The 19611-nt window shown below is 63.3% G+C and carries 20 protein-coding genes and 3 pseudogenes; 15 read left to right on the top strand and 8 right to left on the bottom strand.

What is annotated here, in order from left to right; all coding sequences use genetic code 11:
* The first annotated feature begins 16 nt into the window (after positions 1 to 16).
* The 8 genes from GRZ55_RS21580 to GRZ55_RS21545 all read left to right on the top strand — a co-directional run bounded on the left by GRZ55_RS21580 (position 17) and on the right by GRZ55_RS21545 (position 7160).
* Positions 17 to 973, top strand: a complete 957-nt coding sequence (locus tag GRZ55_RS21580) for an NAD(P)-dependent oxidoreductase (RefSeq protein WP_169289016.1) — start codon at positions 17 to 19, stop codon at positions 971 to 973.
* Positions 973 to 1338: a cupin domain-containing protein gene (locus GRZ55_RS21575; protein ID WP_169289015.1), complete on the top strand. Its 366-nt coding sequence runs from the start codon at positions 973 to 975 to the stop codon at positions 1336 to 1338. The genes GRZ55_RS21580 and GRZ55_RS21575 overlap by 1 nt, the downstream gene beginning before the upstream one ends.
* 140 nt (positions 1339 to 1478) lie before the next feature.
* Entirely contained in the window at positions 1479 to 2288 is an 810-nt protein-coding gene (locus GRZ55_RS21570) for an IclR family transcriptional regulator (protein WP_169289014.1), read from the top strand.
* Between the two features lie 100 nt (positions 2289 to 2388).
* Positions 2389 to 3297 carry an NAD(P)-dependent oxidoreductase gene (locus GRZ55_RS21565; protein ID WP_169289013.1) on the top strand — a complete coding sequence of 303 codons (909 nt, stop codon included), beginning with the start codon at positions 2389 to 2391 and terminating at the stop codon, positions 3295 to 3297.
* A 3-nt stretch (positions 3298 to 3300) separates the two neighbouring features.
* Positions 3301 to 3603 carry a putative quinol monooxygenase gene (locus GRZ55_RS21560; RefSeq protein ID WP_169289012.1) on the top strand — a complete coding sequence of 101 codons (303 nt, stop codon included), beginning with the start codon at positions 3301 to 3303 and terminating at the stop codon, positions 3601 to 3603.
* Positions 3604 to 3686: 83 nt separating this feature from the next.
* A complete protein-coding gene (locus GRZ55_RS21555; RefSeq protein ID WP_169289031.1) occupies positions 3687 to 5477 on the top strand; it encodes a thiamine pyrophosphate-binding protein in 1791 nt (596 codons plus the stop codon).
* Positions 5478 to 5522: 45 nt separating this feature from the next.
* On the top strand, positions 5523 to 6314 hold the full coding sequence (locus GRZ55_RS21550) for an SDR family oxidoreductase (RefSeq protein WP_169289011.1): 792 nt from the start codon (positions 5523 to 5525) through the stop codon (positions 6312 to 6314).
* An 18-nt stretch (positions 6315 to 6332) separates the two neighbouring features.
* Entirely contained in the window at positions 6333 to 7160 is an 828-nt protein-coding gene (locus GRZ55_RS21545; RefSeq protein WP_169289010.1) for a sugar phosphate isomerase/epimerase, read from the top strand.
* Positions 7161 to 7166: 6 nt separating this feature from the next.
* On the opposite strand, the gene tcuB is transcribed toward GRZ55_RS21545, so the two are convergent.
* Together tcuB and tcuA are read right to left on the bottom strand one after the other, a co-directional pair.
* Positions 7167 to 8285, bottom strand: a complete 1119-nt coding sequence (tcuB, locus tag GRZ55_RS21540) for a tricarballylate utilization 4Fe-4S protein TcuB (RefSeq protein WP_169289009.1) — start codon at positions 8283 to 8285, stop codon at positions 7167 to 7169.
* Positions 8272 to 9651, bottom strand: coding sequence for an FAD-dependent tricarballylate dehydrogenase TcuA (gene tcuA / locus GRZ55_RS21535; protein WP_169289008.1), 1380 nt, complete (start codon positions 9649 to 9651; stop codon positions 8272 to 8274). Before tcuA ends, tcuB begins: the two co-directional genes overlap by 14 nt.
* A gap of 120 nt (positions 9652 to 9771) precedes the next feature.
* Between tcuA and GRZ55_RS21530 the strand changes: the two genes are divergently transcribed.
* Positions 9772 to 10446 (top strand): GntR family transcriptional regulator, encoded by a 675-nt coding sequence (locus GRZ55_RS21530; RefSeq protein ID WP_169289007.1) that lies wholly within the window; start codon positions 9772 to 9774, stop codon positions 10444 to 10446.
* Positions 10447 to 10868: 422 nt separating this feature from the next.
* Here GRZ55_RS21530 and GRZ55_RS21525 read toward each other — a convergent pair.
* Positions 10869 to 11006: pseudogene (locus GRZ55_RS21525) on the bottom strand (IS256 family transposase); the annotation flags it as partial.
* Positions 11007 to 11093: 87 nt separating this feature from the next.
* Between GRZ55_RS21525 and GRZ55_RS21520 the strand changes: the two are divergent.
* The 4 genes from GRZ55_RS21520 (at position 11094) to GRZ55_RS21505 (ending at position 13697) form a co-directional block, all read left to right on the top strand.
* Positions 11094 to 11438: a transposase gene (locus GRZ55_RS21520; protein WP_169289006.1), complete on the top strand. Its 345-nt coding sequence runs from the start codon at positions 11094 to 11096 to the stop codon at positions 11436 to 11438.
* Positions 11435 to 11776, top strand: coding sequence for an IS66 family insertion sequence element accessory protein TnpB (gene tnpB, locus GRZ55_RS21515; RefSeq protein WP_169289005.1), 342 nt, complete (start codon positions 11435 to 11437; stop codon positions 11774 to 11776). The genes GRZ55_RS21520 and tnpB overlap by 4 nt, the downstream gene beginning before the upstream one ends.
* Before the next feature lie 71 nt (positions 11777 to 11847).
* On the top strand, positions 11848 to 13470 hold the full coding sequence (locus GRZ55_RS21510) for an IS66 family transposase (protein WP_169289004.1): 1623 nt from the start codon (positions 11848 to 11850) through the stop codon (positions 13468 to 13470).
* A gap of 2 nt (positions 13471 to 13472) precedes the next feature.
* Positions 13473 to 13697, top strand: a complete 225-nt coding sequence (locus GRZ55_RS21505) for a hypothetical protein (RefSeq protein WP_169289003.1) — start codon at positions 13473 to 13475, stop codon at positions 13695 to 13697.
* Between the two features lie 33 nt (positions 13698 to 13730).
* Here GRZ55_RS21505 and GRZ55_RS21500 read toward each other — a convergent pair.
* Positions 13731 to 13937: pseudogene (locus GRZ55_RS21500) on the bottom strand (transposase); the annotation flags it as partial.
* A gap of 196 nt (positions 13938 to 14133) precedes the next feature.
* Here GRZ55_RS21500 and istA point away from each other — a divergent pair.
* Entirely contained in the window at positions 14134 to 15684 is a 1551-nt protein-coding gene (istA, locus tag GRZ55_RS21495; protein WP_169289002.1) for an IS21 family transposase, read from the top strand.
* A gap of 16 nt (positions 15685 to 15700) precedes the next feature.
* Positions 15701 to 16330: an ATP-binding protein gene (locus GRZ55_RS21490; protein ID WP_306785622.1), complete on the top strand. Its 630-nt coding sequence runs from the start codon at positions 15701 to 15703 to the stop codon at positions 16328 to 16330.
* A 17-nt stretch (positions 16331 to 16347) separates the two neighbouring features.
* Here GRZ55_RS21490 and GRZ55_RS21485 read toward each other — a convergent pair whose 3' ends face one another.
* The 4 genes and pseudogenes from GRZ55_RS21485 to istB all read right to left on the bottom strand — a co-directional run.
* Positions 16348 to 17802: a recombinase family protein gene (locus GRZ55_RS21485; RefSeq protein WP_246734925.1), complete on the bottom strand. Its 1455-nt coding sequence runs from the start codon at positions 17800 to 17802 to the stop codon at positions 16348 to 16350.
* Complete coding sequence (locus tag GRZ55_RS23270; RefSeq protein WP_210257470.1) at positions 17802 to 18419, bottom strand: recombinase family protein; 618 nt, start codon at positions 18417 to 18419, stop codon at positions 17802 to 17804. The genes GRZ55_RS21485 and GRZ55_RS23270 overlap by 1 nt, the downstream gene beginning before the upstream one ends.
* 26 nt (positions 18420 to 18445) lie before the next feature.
* Positions 18446 to 18862, bottom strand: a complete 417-nt coding sequence (locus tag GRZ55_RS23810; RefSeq protein WP_368856661.1) for a hypothetical protein — start codon at positions 18860 to 18862, stop codon at positions 18446 to 18448.
* Between the two features lie 36 nt (positions 18863 to 18898).
* Positions 18899 to 19607 (bottom strand): annotated as a pseudogene (gene istB, locus GRZ55_RS21480) (IS21-like element helper ATPase IstB); the annotation flags it as partial.
* Positions 19608 to 19611 lie beyond the last annotated feature (4 nt).

Below are 19611 nucleotides of genomic sequence, written 5' to 3'. Positions count from 1 at the left end.
AGTCAGGAAGACACTGATGCGCATATTAGTTACCGGCGGCGGCGGCTTCATCGGTGCCGCCCTTTGCAGCGCCCTTGCTGCGCGCGGCGACCAGGTACTAGCCGTCGACATTGCCAAGAGCCGCAATCTCGCAGCCGTGCTCGAAGCGCATCCCGACAGGGCGAGCTATCGCCATGGCGAGGTGACGGAATGGGCGCAGCTGGCGCAGTGCTTCAAGGAGTTCGCTCCTGACTCGGTCGTCCACTGCGCGGCGATCGTGGGCGTCATCAACTCGGAAGCCGCGCCCGTGGCGACGATGCGTATCAACGTCGAGGGATCCCTCAACGTTTTCAATCTCGCCAGGCTGTTCGACCTCAAACGGGTAGTTAACCTGTCGAGCGAGGAGGTGTACGGCCATTTCGAGGCCGACCGGATCGATGAGACCCACGCTTGCCGGCCGGTCAAGCTCTACGGGATCAGCAAGTACACCGTTGAACAGTTGGCCCGCGACTTTAGCGAGAGCCACGGACTCTCGATTGTCAACGTGCGCACATGCTGGGTCTACGGTCCGGGCCTGCCGCGACCGCGCATTCCCAAGACGCTGGTCGACGCTGCGGTCGCCGGTACGCCGCTCCACCTTCCATCAGGCGCCGACTTCCGGGTCGACCATACCTATATCGACGATTGTGTCGACGGGCTGATCCGGATCCTCGACGCCGGCGCCCTGCCCCACGACACCTACAACATCGCCTCGGGCGAAGCGGTGTCGCTCTCCGAAATCGTAGCTGCCGTCAAGGCGGCGGTGCCCCACGCGGACGTCACCGTGACGGCAGGCGAATACCGGCATGGTGGCGATCTCAGGGCCGTCCGGAAAGGGGCACTGGACGTAACGCGAGCGCGTCGCGATATCGGCTATGTTCCGCGCTTCGACATTCGCAAGGGCATCACCGCCTATGTCGAGGCTGCCCGCAAACAGACCCAAGGAGCCCAATGATGAGCGAGCGAAAAACTGTTATCCACAACATCGCGGAAGTGCCGTGGCACGAACTGCCGGGGCATCATGGCGGGGCGCTGTCCAAGCTGTTGGTGCATCCCGACACGGCCCAGTCGCGGCTGATCGACCATCGAATCTCTTCCTACGAGCCCAAGGCCTATGTGGCGCGCCACAAGCACAAGGTGCAGGAGCAGATCTATCACGTGCTGGACGGCGAGGGCCTATTCGAGTTCGGTGACGAGAAGCGCGTGGTGCGCCGGCACGACGTCATTTTCATTCCGCCGGGGATCGAGCACGCGTTCCATAATACGGGGCTGGCTAATCTGATATTTCTCGTCATCACGACGCCGGTTAATGACGAATAGAGCTCATTGCGACCAAGTTTTCCGCGATGCAAAGTGAACTTGCCAAGATGAGGCAGACTGGCGCGCGAAAGCATGCCGCTCTATAATTAGAATTGCGGCGATGGCGAGTATCGCGTCGCTGAATCGATGATGGAGCCTGCATGAGCAGCATGGTGATGGGAGCTGAGTCCACGGACGCGAAGACCAAAGAGCGGACCGGTGTCCAGTCCCTGGAGCGGGCCTTCAAGCTGCTCGAGACGGTGGCGTCGCATCCGCAGGGAATCAGCCTGGCCGACCTATCGAAGAGCGTTGGACTCCACAACAGCACCACGTTCCATCTAATACGCACCATGGTGTCGCTGGGTTATGTCCGCCAGTCGCCCGACACCAAAAAATATCACGTCGGCAGCATGATCTTCGGCCTCGCCGCGGCCTCGCGCAGCGAATCGGAGATGGTCGCATTGGCGATGCCTATCCTAGAGGAATTAGCAGAGCTGTCCGGCGAGAGTTCTCACCTCGCGATCATGACAGGGAACGAAATCGTGATCGCGGGCAGGGTTTCCGGCAGCGGCGTGTTCCAGATGCAGGAGCGAACCGGCGGGGTGCGACCAGGGCATGCTACCGCGCTCGGCAAAGTGCTTCTGGCACCGCTCGCCATGGCGCAGGTGGACAGGTATTTCGAAGCTAATCCACCGACACCGCTGACCGCTAAGACGATAGTCGACCCCCAACGCATACGCGAGGAATTGCGCCAGACGCTGTCGGCCGGCCTCGCTTATGACGACGGAGAGTTTAACGACGAGGCGCGCTGCGTTGCCGCGCCGGTGAAGGACTTCACCGGCCAGACTATCGCCGCCATTGGCATTTCCGCACCGATCTGGCGGCTCACGCTGCAATCGCTGCAGGAAAAGAGCTCCCTGGTACTGAAGGCCTCGGTAAAGCTGTCGGCGGAACTAGGCGGCGCCCCATAGCCGGCAGGCTGTTAAAGCTATTTTCATTTCATATTGTGAATTTGCTTCTCGTAATGTAGCAGTTTCTCGATGCCCTGTCCGGGCACGAGAGGAGCTTGAGATGGCGAAGATACTGGTTACCGGTGCAGGCGGCATGCTTGGTGGCGCGATCGTAGACGAGTTGCGCGAGCATGGGCACGAGGTCGCCGGGCTCGATCGGCGCAAAGGTGAGGCCGACATTGCCTGGCATGTCGGCGATATGACCGATCGCGCGCTGGTCGACGCGGCCGCGGCCGGCCAAGACGCCATCATTCACGTCGCCGCGCTTCCCAACATTTGGTCGGGCACCGGGGAGGAACTGATCCGCATCAACGTGGTCGGCACCTGGCAGGTGCTGGATGCTGCCGAGCAGGCGGGCGTACGGAGGGTGGTGATTTGCTCTAGCGATTCCGTCGTCGGCTACACGGTGCGCGAAGGCGCGATGCTGCCGCCGCTCTATCTGCCGGTGGACGAGAGCCATCCGCGCCGGGCCACCGATCCGTACGGTCTTAGCAAGGTGCTCAATGAGGACACGGGACGCAGCTTCGCGCTGCGCGGCAAGATCGAGGTGGTGTCGCTGCGGCCGGTATTCGTGGCCTATGAGGTCATGTATGGCGAATTGCGCGCCCGCGCCGCCGATCCCGACAATTACACGCCCCGCATGGCCGGCGGCCCGTCCGGCGCCGGCGGCGGCATGGCATGGCATTATGTCGAGCCGCGCGACGCGGCGCGAGCCTTCCGCCTGGCGCTGAACGCCAAGGTCGACGGCTTCGAGGAATTCTTCCTGTCGGCCAGCAATACGCTGGCGCCTGAGCCGACGCTCGAGCGGCTGGAGCGCATTCTGGGCTACCTGCCCGAGGTGCGAAATCCCGAGCTCTACGAGAATAACCCCTACGCGCCGCTCTACGACCTGACCAAGGCGCGCGAGCAGCTCGGCTTCGAGGCCGAGATCGACCTGCGCACCGTGCTCGACCTCGACAAGGACGATTAAGCAGTGCTGGTTCACACCGCGCACCTGACCTGCCGCGCCGATGCGATCGACGCCTTCCGCGAGCGCCTCCTGCGCCACGCGGCCGCCACGCTCACGGCGGAGGAGGGATGCCTGCGCTTCGACATCCACCAGGATCGCAAGCGGCCGGAACGCTTCTTCCTGCATGAGGTCTATGCCGACCAGGCGGCGCTCGACGTCCATCGCCTTGCGCCGCACTATCTGGCGTTTCGAGACGACACCAGCAATCAGGTCGTGGAGAGGCTGTGGTGGTTCTGGGACCTGCTCGAGGGCAAACGCCAGGGTTAATTTTACAATATGAAATTGACATTCTCATCGTCGCATGCTGCTCTTCCACCCGTTGAAAATCGGGAGGATTTCACGTGGCAGGTATGGCACGCAGCGGCGCCGACATCATCGTCGACGAACTCGTCGACTACGGCATGCCCTACATTTTTGGGGTGTGCGGACACGGCAATGTCGGCTTTCTTGACTCGGCCTATCGGGCCTCTAACAAAATCAAGACAATCTCGGTTCATCATGAGCAGACAGCCGGCTACATGGCCGATGCCTATTTCAAGATTAAGAACGAGGCGGTGGCGACATTCACCTCCTGCGGGCCGGGCTCATGCAACCTGGTGATCTCGTTGGCCGCAGCGATGGCCGATTCTTCGGCCTTTCTGGCCGTTACTGCGAACGTGCCGACGAGCCAGTTCAACCGCAACCCGTTCCAGGAAACTGGCTTCCAGAACCAGGGGGACTTTCCCTCGGTGATCCGCCCTTACGTCAAGCGGAGCTACCAGCCGACGCGCGCTGACATGGTGCCGCTGGCGATCAAGCAGGGCCTTCAGCAACTGACCAGCGGGCGCCCGGGCCCGGTTAATCTCGACGTGCCGCTTAACGTGTTTGTGGAGACGACGGAGAATGGTCATGCGAGCGCCGATCCGGAACTCAGCAGCGGCTCGATCGGCAATCCTGCGCAACTCGCGAAGGCCGTCGCGGAGCTGCGCGCGGCCGAACGACCGGTCATCGTTGCCGGACAGGGCGTACTTCTCGCCCAGGCCTCGGATGCATTACGACTGTTGGCCGAGAGGCTGCGTATACCGGTGGTCACCAGCCCAAATGGCAAGGGCGCCATTGACGACCGCCACGAGCTTGCCTTTGGCACGATCGGCCGCAACGGCACCTATTCGGCTAATGAGGCGACCAAGAACGCGGACGTCGTTTTAGCGCTCGGCTTCAGCTTCGACGACCGCTCGACCAGCGCCTGGTTGGACGGCTACACGTTCTCAGTGCCGCCAACACGGATCATCCAGGTCGACATCGACCCGCAGGAACTCGGCCGGAACTATCCCACCCATCGCGGCATCCTCGGGGACGTCAGGGCGACGCTGGAGTTCATGCTGAAAGACATAGTCCGCGAGCACCAGGGGGAGATCTCCCCTGCGCGCGGCGAATGGATCGAGCGGCTCGGCCGAGCGCTCGCGACTTGGAACAGCTTCCAGGCTACGCACGCATCGTCGCAGCAGGTACCTCTTAGACCCGAGCGCGTGGTAGATGCGCTCAACCGGTCGCTGCCCGAAAACGCCATCGTCGCCTCCGATGTGGGTGTCCACCACAACTGGATCGTCCAGCTGCTGGAAACGCGCCGTCCTCGACAATTGCTGCAGAGCTGGGGCTTCGCGGCGATGGGCTATGCGACGTCTGGCATTCTGGGCGCCAAGCTGGCTGCGCCGGACCGGCCCTGCATTTCCGTTTCGGGGGATGGCTCGTTCCTGATGACGCCGCACGTGCTGGCAACGGCTAAGGAATACGACATTCCGGCGGTCTGGGTGGTTTGGAACAACCACGGCTACGGCTCGATCCGCGACTTACAGCTTGGCTTCTTCGGCGGGCGCGAACTGGCGACGAGCTTCACCATCGACAAAACGGGCGAACTCTACAGCCCCGACTTCTGCAAGATGGCGGATTCGTTCGGCGTCGCGTCGGCGAAGGTCGATGCAGCCGACCAACTCGAAGACGCTATAGCCGCGGCGGTGAAGGCCAATGTGCCTTATCTAATTGAAGTTCCGGTCGATCGCGACATCAAGCCGGTTGGCACCGGAAGCTGGGCGCTTCCCCCGATCCCGCACGCGGAACCAAATTTCCTTATGCAGGCGCGGCAGATGTGCTTGACCGTCTGACGGAAATCCACGTCACAAGCACGCCCGTCCACATCGGAGAACCCCATGAGCAATAGCTTCCTACCGGTCGATCTGTCCGGCTATCGCGTCGTCATCACCGCAGCCGGCTCCGGCATTGGCAAGGTCTCGGCCGAAGGCTTCTTGGCACGCGGCGCGCGCGTCTATGTCAGCGACATCCAGCCCGAGCCCCTCTCCGCCACCATCGCCGCCACCGACAGCCTGGAAGGCAGCATTGCCGATGTTGCAGATGAAGCCGCAGTCGATCGCATGTTCGCCGACGCGCTCACCAAGCTCGGCGGCATCGACGTCCTGATCAACAATGCAGGCGTGCCCGGTCCCGCCTGCGGGATAGAGAAAGTTACGCCGGAGGACGTCGAGAAGACGTTGGCCGTCAACGTCAAATCGCAGTTTCATTGCAGCGCCAGAGCGGTCAAGTCCATGCGCGAGTCGGGCGGCGGCTCGATCATCAACATGAGCTCTGTTGCGGGCCGTCTCGCCTTCCCTAACCGCACCCCTTACGCGGCGGCCAAATGGGGCGTCATCGGCTTCAGCAAGAGCCTGGCGATGGAGGTCGGCCGCGACAACATCCGCGTCAATGCTATCTTGCCTGGGCATGTCGAGGGCGATCGATTCCGCAGCGTTTGGGCGCGGCGCGCCATAGAGGACGGTCTCGAACCTGAGACGGTCATCGATGAGGTTCTGGATCGCGTCGCTCTTGGGCGCACCGTCGCCGTTGAGGACATCGTCAACATGCAACTGTTTCTCGCTTCGCCCTTCGGTGCATCGGTCAGCGGACAGGCGTTGAGCGTGTGCGGCGGCGTCGAGATGATGCGCTGAGTGAGAAGGAGCCAGGACATGACGCGGGAATTGGCCGTCAACTGCTACTCCTACATATGGAAACTGTCGACTTACGACACCATCGCCCACATCGCCGACATGGGCTATCGCGGCATGGAACTGATGGTGAACTGGCCGCATCTTTGGCCGTCCGACCTGGGCACCGAAGGCCGGCGCCGCGTGCGTCGTCTCCTCGAAGAGCGCGCCATGCGCATCCTGTCGCTCGCCCCGCCGATGCTCGACCTTAACCTGGTCAGCCCGGCGCCGGAGATGCGACGCTACACGCTCGACCATTATATCGCCGTGATCAGGCTGGCGGCCGAATGGAACGTGCCATGGGTGGTCGTGGTGCCGGGCAAGACACACCCCCTGCTGCCGCTGCCCGACCATTATCGCGACCGCTGGTTCGATGACGCTCTTCTGGAATTAGACCGCGTCGCCGAGATCGAAGGCATCGAAATCACGGTGGAAAACGTGCCCAACTCGTTCCTGCCCCATGCTGAGCACTTGATGGAGCGGCTGGCGCTGATCGGCAATGATCGTATCGGCATCACCTACGACGTCGCCAACGCCGTCTTTGCCGGCGAGGATCCCGCGCAAGGGCTGGAGGTCGTGGCGCCAAGATTGCGCTTCGTCCATTTGTCCGACACGGGCGTGAAGGTGTGGGCGCATGCGAAAGTAGGGACCGGGGTCGTCCCTTTCGATCGGATCGGGGACGCACTGGAGCGAATTGGCTTCGAGGGTCCCTCCACTATGGAGATCATCTCGGACCGTCCCGACGAGGACATCCTGGCGAGCCATGCCGCGTTGTCGCGGTTTGGCTGGAACGCGCCGCCGAAGCGCTGACCTGCGTCAGGAGCGGTCCGCCTTAGAGCCGAGACGACGCCGCTCAAGCGCGTAGAGCACCAGGGCTGCGTAGCGGTAGATGCCGTGCACGAATTTGCTGTAGGGCATGGTCACGAACAGGGCCAATACGAAGCCAAGATGCAGCGCCAGCATGATGCCCATTGCAGGCGTCTGGCGCAGCAGCATCAGCAGTATCCCGGTCAGGCCGGTGCCGAATAGCATGCCTATGAAGGCCGTATCTATGCCGCTGCAGTCGGCGTCGTTCAACTCCGGGTCGCGCCTAATCCGAGCAAGAAACAGACCGACCGGACCGACGATCAGGCCCAGCCCGCCGAGCGTGCCGAGCACCTTGGGCGGCATGTACCAGGCATAGGGCGCCGGCATGTCTAACAGGTAGTGCATGAGCGTGGCGCTGGTGGTCGCCGCGAAGCAAAGCAGGAAGCCATAGAAGGTCAGGTGGTGGTAGAAGCGTCGGTTGTCCGTCGGCCTCTCATCCTCGTTGTAGCAGCCGACGCCGCCGCCGTCGAGGTAGCGCAGCGTGCCGGCGTCGCGCAGCGCCTGCAAGAGCGAGCCGCCTCCGGCCGGCTCCGGGATCTGCTCGCGCGCGGCACGCCAGAAGCTGCGAAACCCCATGGCCAGCGCCACCAGTGCGAGCAGGAACGCTGTGCCGAACAGCGTCACCATCGCCTCATGCGGCATCAGGGCATAAAAGGAGGACGGATCGCGATGCGCCTCGACCAGCACCGCAGGCTGGTGCCACGAGACGAAACCGAGGATGAACCCGGCGACGCCGAGTGCTGCCGCCAGCGAAATGGCAAGTCCGTTGTGATCGAAGAGCGAGCGCAAGAAGCCGGGCCAGGCGTGGTCGCGATAGGACCGCGCGCGAACAGTCGCCAGCGTGCGCGGCACGTTGACCTCGAATTCGTGCGGCGGCGAGAACTGGCAGTCCACATAGCAGGCGCCGCAGCCATGGCAGAGATTGGCCAAGTAGTCGAGATCACCGGCGCCGAAGGAGCGGCGCATCTCCATGGCCGGGAAGACCGCGCACAGGCCTTCGCAATAACGGCAGGCATTGCAGATGGTCATGAGCCGTTCTGCTTCGGCGTGATGGTCAGCCAACTGCATGTCGTGCCGCTTCCTCTCCGGCGATGCGCCCAAAGACGCCGCCAATGGTCATCCCGATGCCGGCCGCGTAGCCGCGCCCCAGCACGTTGCCGGCCATGATCTCGCCGGCCGCGAACATGTTCTCGGACGGGCCCACATTGGCCATGCGCACGCGCGCGTGGCGGTCGACTCGTGTTCCCAGATAGGTGAAAGTAATGCCCGGGCGCACCGGATAGGCGTAAAACGGTGCCTCGTCGATCCGCCGCGCCCAGTGGGTCTTCGGTGGGTTAAGTCCTTCCGTGCGGCAATCGTCGAGCACTGTGTGATCGAAGCTGCCGGATCGTACTGCGCCGTTGAAGTCGCCGACGGTCGCCTCTAGGCGGGCTGCATCGAGGCCGAGCTTGCCAGCGAGCTCAGCGATGCTGCCCGCGGTGACCGGCGGATAGAGCGACGGCATGAACATCTTCAGCGACTTGGCATCAAATAGGATGTAGGCGATCTGGTCGGGCTGGTCGGCGACCAGCCGGCCCCAAATCGCATAGCGCTTGGGCCAGAAATCCTCGCCCTCGTCATAGAAGCGCCTGGCTTCACTGTTCACCACGATGCCGAATACCACGCAGTCGAGACGCGTGATGATGCCCCCGTCGAACTTTGGAGCGCGGGCGTCGATGGCGACGGCGTGGCACTGCGTCGGGTCGCCGACCGGCTCGACCCCGGCGTCGATCAGCATGCGTAAGACGTCGCCACGATTGTAGGGTGTGCCGCGGATGAGGAAGTTCTCAGCACGATCGCCCCAGCTCTCCTTGAGCCACTCCAGATTAGCCTCGAAGCCGCCGGCGGCGGCGACAAAGCTGCGTGCCTCGATGCGAGTCGTGCCGTTCAGGATCGCGGCGCGGAAGCGGCCGTTGTCGATCTCCAGGGCCGTGATGGGCGTATCGTACCTGACCTCGACGCCAAGCTTCTCGGCGGTCAGATAGAGCGCGTTGAGCATGGCGCGGCCGCCGCCCAAGAAAAAGGAATTGGTGCGCCCGAGGCTGAGCGTCCCGCCCAGAGACGGCTGGAAGCGGACGCCTTGCTCGCCGATCCAGCCAAGCATGTGGCTCGACTTAGCGATCATGTACCTGGCCAAATCCTCGTCAGTCTGCCCCTGCGTGACGCGCAGGAGGTCGTCCCAAAACTCATCCTCGGTATAGGGACCGGTCAGATGCTCGGTGGCTGTCTCGTGCGCGCAGCGCATGTTGCGCGTGTGGCGCGTGTTACCGCCTCGATAGAATTTCGGCGCCGCCTCGACGACAAGCACGCGGGCGCCGGCTCGGCGTGCCGCGATCGCTGCGCACAGGGCGGCATTGCCACCGCCTGCCACGAGTACGTCCCAGGTTTCGCCCATTCGTCAATCCGCCTGCATATGAAGCACCCATACACCCGACCATTTTTGCATACAAGTGCATACGGTTGGATTTGCGAGTGGGTCTGTGGTTTGCTGCCGTTACGCATTGAGGATTTTGTAATGGCTGACCCGATCCCGAAACACCTGCCTTCATCGGCCACATCGCGGAGCGAGCAAGTCTACGAGGCACTGCGCAGACGCATCCGCTCCGGCGAACTAATGGCTGGCATGCGCGTGCGCGAGGAGGAACTCGCCGCCTCGCTCGGGGTCAGCCGCACTCCGGTACGAGAAGCGCTGGGGCGGCTCCAGATCCGAGGCATGGTGGAAAGCGCCGGCGGCGGGCTCGCGGTTACGGTGCTGTCGCGCTCTCAGGTGATGGAGGTCTACGCGATGCGCGAGATTCTCGAGGGGGCGGCCGCTCGCTTCGCAGCAGAGAACGCGACCGCTGCTGACATTACCGCGCTGCGCCATGTGCATGCGCAATTCGTGGACTTTAAGGGCGACCCTGTTGGCTTCGCGCGTCTCAATATCGCCTTCCACGACGCGATCTATGAGGCCGCTCGCAATCGGTACCAGAAGCGCATGCTTGACGACCTCAACGATGCCCTCGCACTTCTACCTGACACTACGTTTGCGGTTAAGAGCCGGAGTAGGTCCGCAGCCGAGGAGCATGGAGTTATTCTTGACGCGATCGCTGCACGAGATCCAGACGCAGCGGAGAAAGCCGCGCGTATGCATATCGCGCGCGCGCTCGAGACACGTTTGCTTCTCATCTATTCCGTTGGTGCAAACTGACAGCGAACTGCAGAATCGAGGGTCAACCGCGTCTACCAACAGGAGTCACCGTTGGTCACATGTAAGGCGATCGGGCGAAAACCTGTCACAGCGTAACAGCGGCCGGTACAAATTCCCCAGAAGTTCATAGTACGACAAGGGGCGTGACAGGCTTCTACTTGTCACGCGCTGTCTGCACCGACTGCGCTGCGGCCACCGCCCACGGTGAAAATAAAGATCCTCGGACCGGGCGGTTCTCCGAATGTATTTGTAGGCGGTGCGAACGTGCGAGGGTTTCGTCCCGCTGAAAAGGATTCTAGCGCGCCTCGGTGGCCTAAATCAGGTCCTCGATGTCGGGATCTAAACCAAACCGTTCGATGCGTCCCACTGCGTGGTGTAGCTGGCGGCACTGGTCGCCGAGCTCTCCGGCCTGGCCGGGCTGATCAGCGCGCCACTGCGGGCAAGCTGATGAGCGGATCATCGCTCAATTGGCCATTGCTTTCTAGTGTCACGTAGCGGGCTCTCTGGACGGCCCATTCGTCGTTCTGCTCCAGCAGCAGGGCTCCGACCAGACGGACGATAGGTATCCCTCCGGCGTGTCACGCCTTGTCGGGGCGGTGAGCGATCGGTCTTAAGTGCGCTCTTAAGAGCACACTTAGGAGCGGTTGATGGGCCAGGTGACCCTCTTGACGGGGCCGGAACGACGGCGGCGGTGGAGCGACGATGAGCGGCTGCGGATTCTGCAGGAGGCCTTTTCGCCCGGAGCCTGCGTAACGCATGTGGCGCGTCGGCATGACGTTTGGACGGCGCTGATCTACACGTGGCGCCGCAAGTTCTGCCGACCGGAGCCGGAACCGGGCTTTGCCGAGGCGGTGATCACCGATGAAGGTGGATGCCGGCCAGGGGAGGAACGGCCCGCAATTGTCGTGGACTTGGCAAGAGGAGGCCGGGTGAGCATCACCGCCTGCGCACCTCCTGCGCTGGCCACGGCGGTGTTGAAGGCGCTGCGATGATCCCGCCGGGCGCGCGAGTGTGGCTGTCGATGGGCCACACCGACATGCGGAAGGGCATGCAAGGCTTGGCCTTGCTGGTGCAGGAGCAGCTGAAGCGCGATCCTCATGGCGGTGATCTGTACCTTTTCCGTGGTCGCGCGGGATCGCTGGTGAAGATCATCTGGCATGACGGGATCGGTATGTCGCTCTACGCCAAGCGGCTTGAGAAGGGCCGCTTCATCTGGCCTCAGGCGAAGGACGGCACGGTCTCGCTGACGAGCGCTCAGTTGGCGTGTTTGCTCGACGGAATCGACTGGCGCAACCCGCAATATTCCTGGCGTCCGGCAAGGGCGGGATAGGACGCGGATTCCCTTCGCCAAAGCAGCATTTTCCAGTTGCGCAGGGCGACGGGTGCTGATTCACTTCGGCCATGGAAGCCGCTGGTTTGCCTCTCCCGGACGACGTCGAAGCGCTCAAGGCGCTGGTGGTTTCGATGGGCGCCGAGCTCGCTGCCGCGCAGGCCCGTGCATCGGCAACGGACGCCATGATCGCCCACCTCAAACTCCAGATCGCCAAGCTCAGGCGCGAGCAGTTCGGCCCCAGTGGCGAGCGCAGCCGCCGGCTGCTCGACCAGTTGGAACTACAGCTCGAGGAACATACGGCCACCGCCAGTGAGGATGACCTGGCCGCGGAAGTGGCGAGCGGCGGGACGACCCACGTCCCCGCCTTTGCGCGCAGACGCCCGGCAAAGAAGCCGTTTCCCGAGCATCTGCCGCGCGAGCGCATTGTCATGCCCGCGCCCTGTTCTTGCCCGGCCTGCGGCGGGACGCGACTGTCGAAGCTCGGCGAGGACATCACCGAGACACTGGAGGTGATCCCGCGCCAGTGGAAGGTCATCCAGACCGTGCGCGAGAGGTTCTCGTGCAGGGACTGCGAGAAGATCACACAGCCGCCGGCACCGTTCCATGTCGTGCCGCGTGGCTGGGCAGGTCCCGGCTTCCTCGCCATGCTGCTGTTCGACAAATACGGCCAACACCAGCCGTTGAACCGCCAGGCCGAGCGCTTCGCGCGCGAGGGCGTGCCGCTGAGCCTGTCGACGCTCGCAGACCAGGTTGGCGCGGCCACTTTCGCGCTCATGCCCCTCTATCGCCAGATCGAGGCCCATGTTCTTGCCGCCGAACGACTGCACGGCGACGACACGACAGTGCCAGTCCTTGCCAAGGGCAAGACCGACACCGGCAGGCTGTGGGTCTATGTCCGCGACGACCGGCCATTCGGCGGTGCCGATCCGCCTGCCGCGCTGTTCCACTATTCGCGCGACCGGCGCGGAGAGCACCCGCAAGCCCATCTCGATAGCTGGACCGGGATCCTGCAGGCAGACGCCTATGGCGGCTATGGCGAGCTCTACGCGGCCGGACGTCGTCCAGCGCCAGTGCTCGAAGCGGGCTGTTTTGCCCATGCGCGCCGCAAGTTCTTCGAGCTGGCCGATATCGAGGCAGCAGCACGCAGGAAGAGCCGCGGCGAGCGGACAGGGTCGATCTATCCGATCGCCTTGGAGGCGGTGCAGCGCCTCGACGCCCTGTTCGACATCGAGCGCGAGATCAACGGGCTGAGCACCGAAGCGCGACACGCCGTCCGCCAGGAACGCAGCGCGCCCCTGATGGAAGCGCTTCACGCCTGGATGATCGCGCAGCTTTCCAGCCTCTCGCGCAACCACGATCTGGCCAAGGCCATCAACTACATGCTGCGCCGCTGGCCGGCCTTCTCCCGCTTCCTTGAGGACGGCAGGGTCTGTATCACGAACAATGCGGCGGAACGGGCCCTGCGCTGCGTGCCACTCGGCCGAAAGGCGTGGCTGTTTTGCGGGTCGGATCGCGGCGGCCAGCGCGCTGCCGTCATCTATTCTCTCATCGGCACCGCCAAGCTCAACGATGTCGATCCGCAGGCCTGGCTTGCTGATGTGCTTGCGCGCATTGCCGGACACCCCGCCCATAGCCTCGACGAACTGCTGCCCTGGAACTGGCGGCAAAGGCCCGCTGCAATCGCGGCCTGAAGATGCACATCAACAAGATACATGCCGTGCAGACCATCACGCTCGTCGCCCGCGAACTCGGGGAAGACGAGGACTGGCTCGCCGGTATCGCGGCCGGAATGGAGCCGGACGACGGCTTGATCTGGGTCTACAGCGCCGAACACGAAGAGGGCGTCATGGCCCTCACCGAATTCGGCGTCGAAAGCCTCCGCAACCTCATCGCCATCTATCGCGACGAAATGAAATAGCCTCCTCCGCGGCCCACGCCGAATGGATACGACGATAGCGTCATCGTTGGGAAAGATGCCGACGACGTCGGTGCGCCGCTTGATCTCGCCGTTGAGACGCTCAATCGGATTCCGTGAGTGCAGCTTGGCCCGGTGCTCCTTCGGGAAGGTCATGTAGGCGAGCACATCGGGCTCGGCGTCATCGAGGATGGCGGCGAGCTTGGGAACCTTGGGCCGGATCTGGTCGGCGACGGCACGCCATTAGACGCTGGCGGCCTCCGGTGCGTGTTTCGGTAATTCCCGGACACCGAATCCGGTAATCTCCGGACAGCTATTTCAGTAATTGGCGGACAGCGATTTCGCTAAACCCCGGACAGTTCCGGCACGACGATGGCGGTCGGTTCTCGGCTGCGCCGTTCTGGCATTTTCGCCCCTCACGATGACGTTGCGAGGGGCCATGCCGAGACGGAAGCAAGCGAGACGAATGACAGTGAAGGATATACGCACGATCCTGCGCCTGACCCATGAACAGGGTCTGTCGGTGCGCGAGGTTTCCGAACGGCTGAAGATCAGCAAGACGACGGTCGCGACCTATCTGCTGCGCGCGCGGGAGGCTGGGCTCTCCTGGCCGTTGGCGCCGATTCATGACGATGATGCCGCACTCGAGCGGCTGCTGTTCGGTCGTGCCGGCCGGCCGCCCCGTGATCAGCATGAACCGGACTTTGCGCTGATCGCCCGCGAACTGAAGCGCAAGGGGGTGACGCTGACGCCGCTTTGGCAGGAGTATCGCGCCGCCCATCCCGACGGCTACGGCTACACCTGGTTCAGCGAGCGCTACGCCGCTTTCGAACGCCGAGCGAGCGCGACCTTCCGCAATCGTCATCGAGCTGGTGCGGTGATGCAGACCGATTATGTCGGCCAGACCGTGCCCATCGTCGACCCTACGACCGGGGTCATCCATCAGGCGCAGGTATTTGTGGCGGTGCTGGGCGCCTCCAATCTCACCTTCGCCTTCGCCAGCCACAGCCAGAAGCTGCCCGACTGGATCGAAGGCCAGGTGCGGGCGCTCTCCTTCTTCGGCGGCGTCACCCGGGCGATCGTCTGCGACAATCTGAAGGCCGGCGTGGCCCGGCCGCTATGGTTCGAGCCGACGCTGAATGCCACCTTTGCCGTGATGGCGGAGCATTACGACACCACCATCCTGCCGACCCGCGCCGCCAAGCCCCGCGACAAGGGCAAGGTTGAGGGTGCGGTTCTGATCGTCGAGCGCTGGATACTGGCCCGGCTGAGGAACCGGACCTTCTTCTCGCTCGCCCAACTCAACACCGCCATCGCCGATCTTCTGGAGGAACTGAACAACCGGCCCATGCGCCATGTCGGCAAGAGCCGCCGCGAACTGTTCGAGGAGATCGAGCGGGCTGCGCTCGGCACGCTGCCGGCAACCCCGTTCGAATATGCCGAGTGGAAGTCGGCCAAGGTCCATCCCGGCTACCATGTCGAGGTGGACAAGACTTTCTATTCCGTGCCGCACCGGCTGATCGGCCGGCGCGTGGACGTGCGGCTCACCCACCGGGTGGTCGAGATCTTCCACGATCACCAGCGCGTCGCCAGCCATGTTCGCCGCTCGCAGCGTTCGGGCCACGTCACCGTCAATGCCCACATGCCCAAGGCACATCAGCGCTACGCCAACACCACGCCCGCCAACCTGATCGGGCGAGCGGCCAGAATCGGACCCAATGCTGCCATCCTGGTGGAGCGCATGATGCGCGAGCGACCTCACCCGGAGCAGGGATATCGTTCGGCCATGGGCATCCTGTCATTGGCGTCGCGTTATGGCGCCCAACGCCTCGACGCCGCCTGCGAACGGGCACTCTCCATCAACGCGATCACCTATTCCTCCGTGAACGCCATCCTCAAATCCGGTCTCGATCGGGTGCGGCCCGAACCGGAGCCGGCAAAGCCACCACCCCTGCACGCCAACATCCGCGGCAACACCTACTATCAGTGAAGGAAAGGAAGAAGGAATGCTGACAAATCCCACCCTCAACCAGATGCAGGCTCTCGGGCTGAATGGCATGGCCGCCGCGTGGCGCGAACTCGCCGATCAGGACGGTGCGACCGAACTGGGCCGCGACGAGTGGCTCGGCCTGATGCTCGACCGCGAGGCCGCCATGCGCGCCGACAAGCGGGTCAGGAACCGGCTCGCCGCCGCGAAGCTGCGCTTCCCCGAGGCCTGCGTGGAAGACATCGACTTTGCCACCCCGCGCGGGCTCGACCGGCGCAACATGATGGCACTCGGCCAGGGCGAGTGGCTCAAGGCTCATGAGAACATGATCGTCACGGGCCAGACCGGCACCGGCAAGTCATGGTTGGCCTGCGCGATCGGTCGCCAGGCCGCACGGCTCGATCATACCGTGCTCTACGTCCGTGCTCCGCGGCTGTTCGAGGATCTCGCGCTTGCCCGCCTCGATGGCCGCTTCCCCCGCCTCCTCGACAAACTCACCCGCGTGCAACTGCTGATCCTCGACGACTTCGCGACGCATTCGCTGACCGACCAGCAGCGCTTCCACCTGTTCGAAATCGTCGAGGAACGCTACCGACGCAAATCCACACTCATCACCGCTCAGACACAGTGGCCAAATGGCACGATCTGATCGCCGAACCGAGGTTGTCATGATGCCTCCTTCTTTGATCGCCTGGTGCGTGCGACCCGTGCTCGCAGCATGTTGATCTGGTCGTCCGAGAGTACGATTTGCCACGGCTGCCCTTTCGTGATCTGACGCCCTTCGAGCCAGCCGCGTGCAAGATAGTCGAAGACGGTTTGTGGTGTGACGCCCAGTGCGGCCGCCGTCCCCTGAACCGAGTAGGTGCCATCTGGCCATCGGTCTGGGTTGGCGCCCGTGCCGTTGATCTTGACCGTGGGGATGCCCCAACGCGTCCGCAGAAGCCAGACATTCTCGCCTTTGAACGCGCAGCCGCGCGCTGCGACAAAGCCTTCCGCGTTCAGCGTGGCGGCGACCTCCTTGTCCATTTTGCCTGCGGCGTTGAGTTCGACTACTCGGCTGCGCAGCCGCTCCAGATCAATGTAGTCGCTATAGGTGTGGACCCGCCTCTGGAGCGAGTGCTCGCTTGTCGCTCCCGTCTGCCAAAGGATCTTGAACCAGACCTGGCCCTGGTAGCGCTTCTGGTCGAGGACAACCTCGCCGATGATGAGGCGCAGAATGCCCTTTCGCTCGGCCGATGTCGTGGAAGGGGCGTGCCAGATACCAGGCAGATCTTCGCCAAGCTTTTGCAGCGCCTCGCGATCCGGCTCGTTCAAGACCAGGGGCTCGTCGGACCGCCACCGTTCGTAATCCTGCTCGATCGCCTCGGCCGCGCGCAGCTTCTCTTCCCAGCCGCGTTCCAACGACCGAGCCACCAGGCGGTTCTCCGGCTCGACCGCATCGTACTGGCGCCGAGCTCTTTCGGCCTCATAACGCGCCCGCTCGCGCCGTAGCGCCCACTGCCGCTCAAGCTGACGCGTCTCTTCTTCGATCTGACCCAGCGCGGCAATGGCGATAGCGATCTGGTCCGGCCGCAAGGCTTCGAGCAGGATGCTTTCGACATGCATATCAACGGGCAGCGCACGCACTTCCTGGCAGAGCGGCTCGCCTTCCTGATCGCGGTCGGCGCGGCACGTGTAGACGGGATAGTCACCGGCAGGACCGGTATAGCGCAGGCTCATCCGGCGACCACACCGCCCACAAACGGCGATGCCTTGCAGCAGTGCCGCTCCCTTGCGCGGCGCGCCCGAATGACCGGCTTCGTAGCGGTTGATGTTGTTTGCCAGTCGTCTCTGGTTCTCCATGAACTCCTCCCAGCCGATATAACCGGGATGGGCAGCCTGAAGGCAAACCTCCCAGTCGGCGATGGGAACCTTGACCGTCTTCGGGCGATAGACGTCGTGGCGAAGCCGCCCGCCTTCCGCCCGCCTGCGGCCATACACATACGCGCCAGCATAGGCAGGATTTTGAAGAATGCCGAGCACTCGGGGACTATTGGCCTCGCGCCATACCACCTCATGCGGCGCCGGGCCGATGAGGGGGCGCACAGGCAGTGGCAGATCCTGTTTTCGCAGGTAGCGCATCACGGCGCGCGCACTGTGAAGCTCGCGGAATTTGACGAGACCAGGCTGAGCCTTGCCTGCACCTGCTCATCGGGATTGAGAATGATCTGGCCCGAGCGATCATGCGCCAGTCCTGCGGGAAGAGGAATGCGCAACTCGCCGCGGGCCGCTTTCTGACGCTCGCCCTGATGGAGGCGTTGCCTGATCTGGTGCAATTCCGCCTCGCTCATGATGCCGGACAAACCGAGCAGCAGGCGGTCATGGTAAGCGCAGGGATCATAGAGACGTTCGCCGTCGGCGATGATGACGCCGAAGAGCGCGCACAAATCGAGGAGCTGGTGCCAGTCGCGGTTGTTGCGGGCAAGACGGGAGGCGTCGAGACTGATGACGAGGCCGGCATTGCCCAATCCGATTTCCGCGATCAGCTTCTTGAAGCCTACCCGCTCGACGGTCCCGGCTCCGGATTTGCCAAGATCTTCATCGATGACATGCACACGTTCATGCGGCCAGCCCAGGGCGACGGCACGATCCACAAGGCGGTATTGCAGTTCCGTGCTTTCCTGATGATGCCGCACCTGGTTCACGGAGGACTGGCGGACGTAAATGTAGGCGAGCTTGCCGCGATGGGCAGCAGTCACGCATTCGTCCGGCCTATTTGTTGCTCTCAACATGCCGAGCCGCCGCCAGCGTCGCGCCTGTCGGTCGCATCCGCAGGAGAAGTCGCGCAAAGCTCTGTGCGATCTGCTTCTGCGTCTCCCCCGGTAAGGTGAGCCAAAGGTTCGGAAGCGTTGTCATGCCCGGGGCAGGAAGTTCGGTGAAGGACTGGGACGCTAGGCGGTGCGGATTCGACTGGATGTTCATCGCGAATCACCTCCTCGTTACGGGAGGTCAACGTGCTGTTCAAATGGTGCATCAATGTGAGCAGCGTTCGAACGCTGATGCGGGGCAATGATTTGGGCGCGCCTCTTTCTTCCGCTGGCGCCGCAGCAAGGTCGGTCACTGAGCGTCGAATTGAACGGCGGCGCCCGTCAGGCAGTCGAACTACGACGAAGGCCGGACCGCGCGCAGAACGGGACGACACAAGCTCCAGACGCTGACCCGCAAGCCCGTGTCGCGGGTCAATGACCGTCAAATGAGACACCACCCCATCGAGAATGGCGGCAGCCTGCAATGTTTGGTGACCCCAAGGTTTCCGTCCATTCGTCAAACGGAAGATTGCTGGTGATCAGGGTGGCGCCCCGTTCGTAGCGTTGCGAGATCAGCTCGAAGAGTAATTCCGCGCCGGTTTTGGAGAGCGGCACGAAGCCCAGCTCATCGATGATGAGAAGCTGGCAGGCGGCCATCTGCTTCTGGAACCGGAGCAAGCGCCGCTCGTCGCGGGCCTCCATCATCTCGCTGACCAGTGCGGCCGCCGTGGTGAAGCCGACGGACAGGCCCTTCTGGCAGGCGGCCAGGCCGAGACCGAGGGCAACATGGGTCTTGCCCGTGCCGCTGGGGCCGAGCGCAATGACGTTCTCGCGTCGCTCGATCCATTCGCAGCGGGCCAGTTCCAGCACCTGCATCTTGTTGAGCTTCGGGATGGCGGGGAAGTCGAAGCTGTCCAGGCTTTTGACGACCGGGAACCTGGCCGCCTTGATGCGGCGCTCGACCTTGCGGCGGTCCCGTTCGATCATCTCGCGTTCGGAAAGCCGGGTGAGGTATCCGACATGATCGACGCCCTCCGTGGCGCATAACCGGGCCAGCTTCTGGTACTCGCGCTGGAAAGTCGGCAGCTTGAGGGTTTTGAGATAGTGGGAGAGCAGAATCTCGGGCACTTCAGTGCTCATGCCG

Source organism: Chelativorans sp. ZYF759 (assembly GCF_012911015.1).
Lineage (GTDB): Bacteria > Pseudomonadota > Alphaproteobacteria > Rhizobiales > Rhizobiaceae > ZYF759.
The sequence above is the reverse complement of the archived record's forward strand: the minus strand, read 5'-3'. Positions and strand labels throughout refer to the sequence as shown.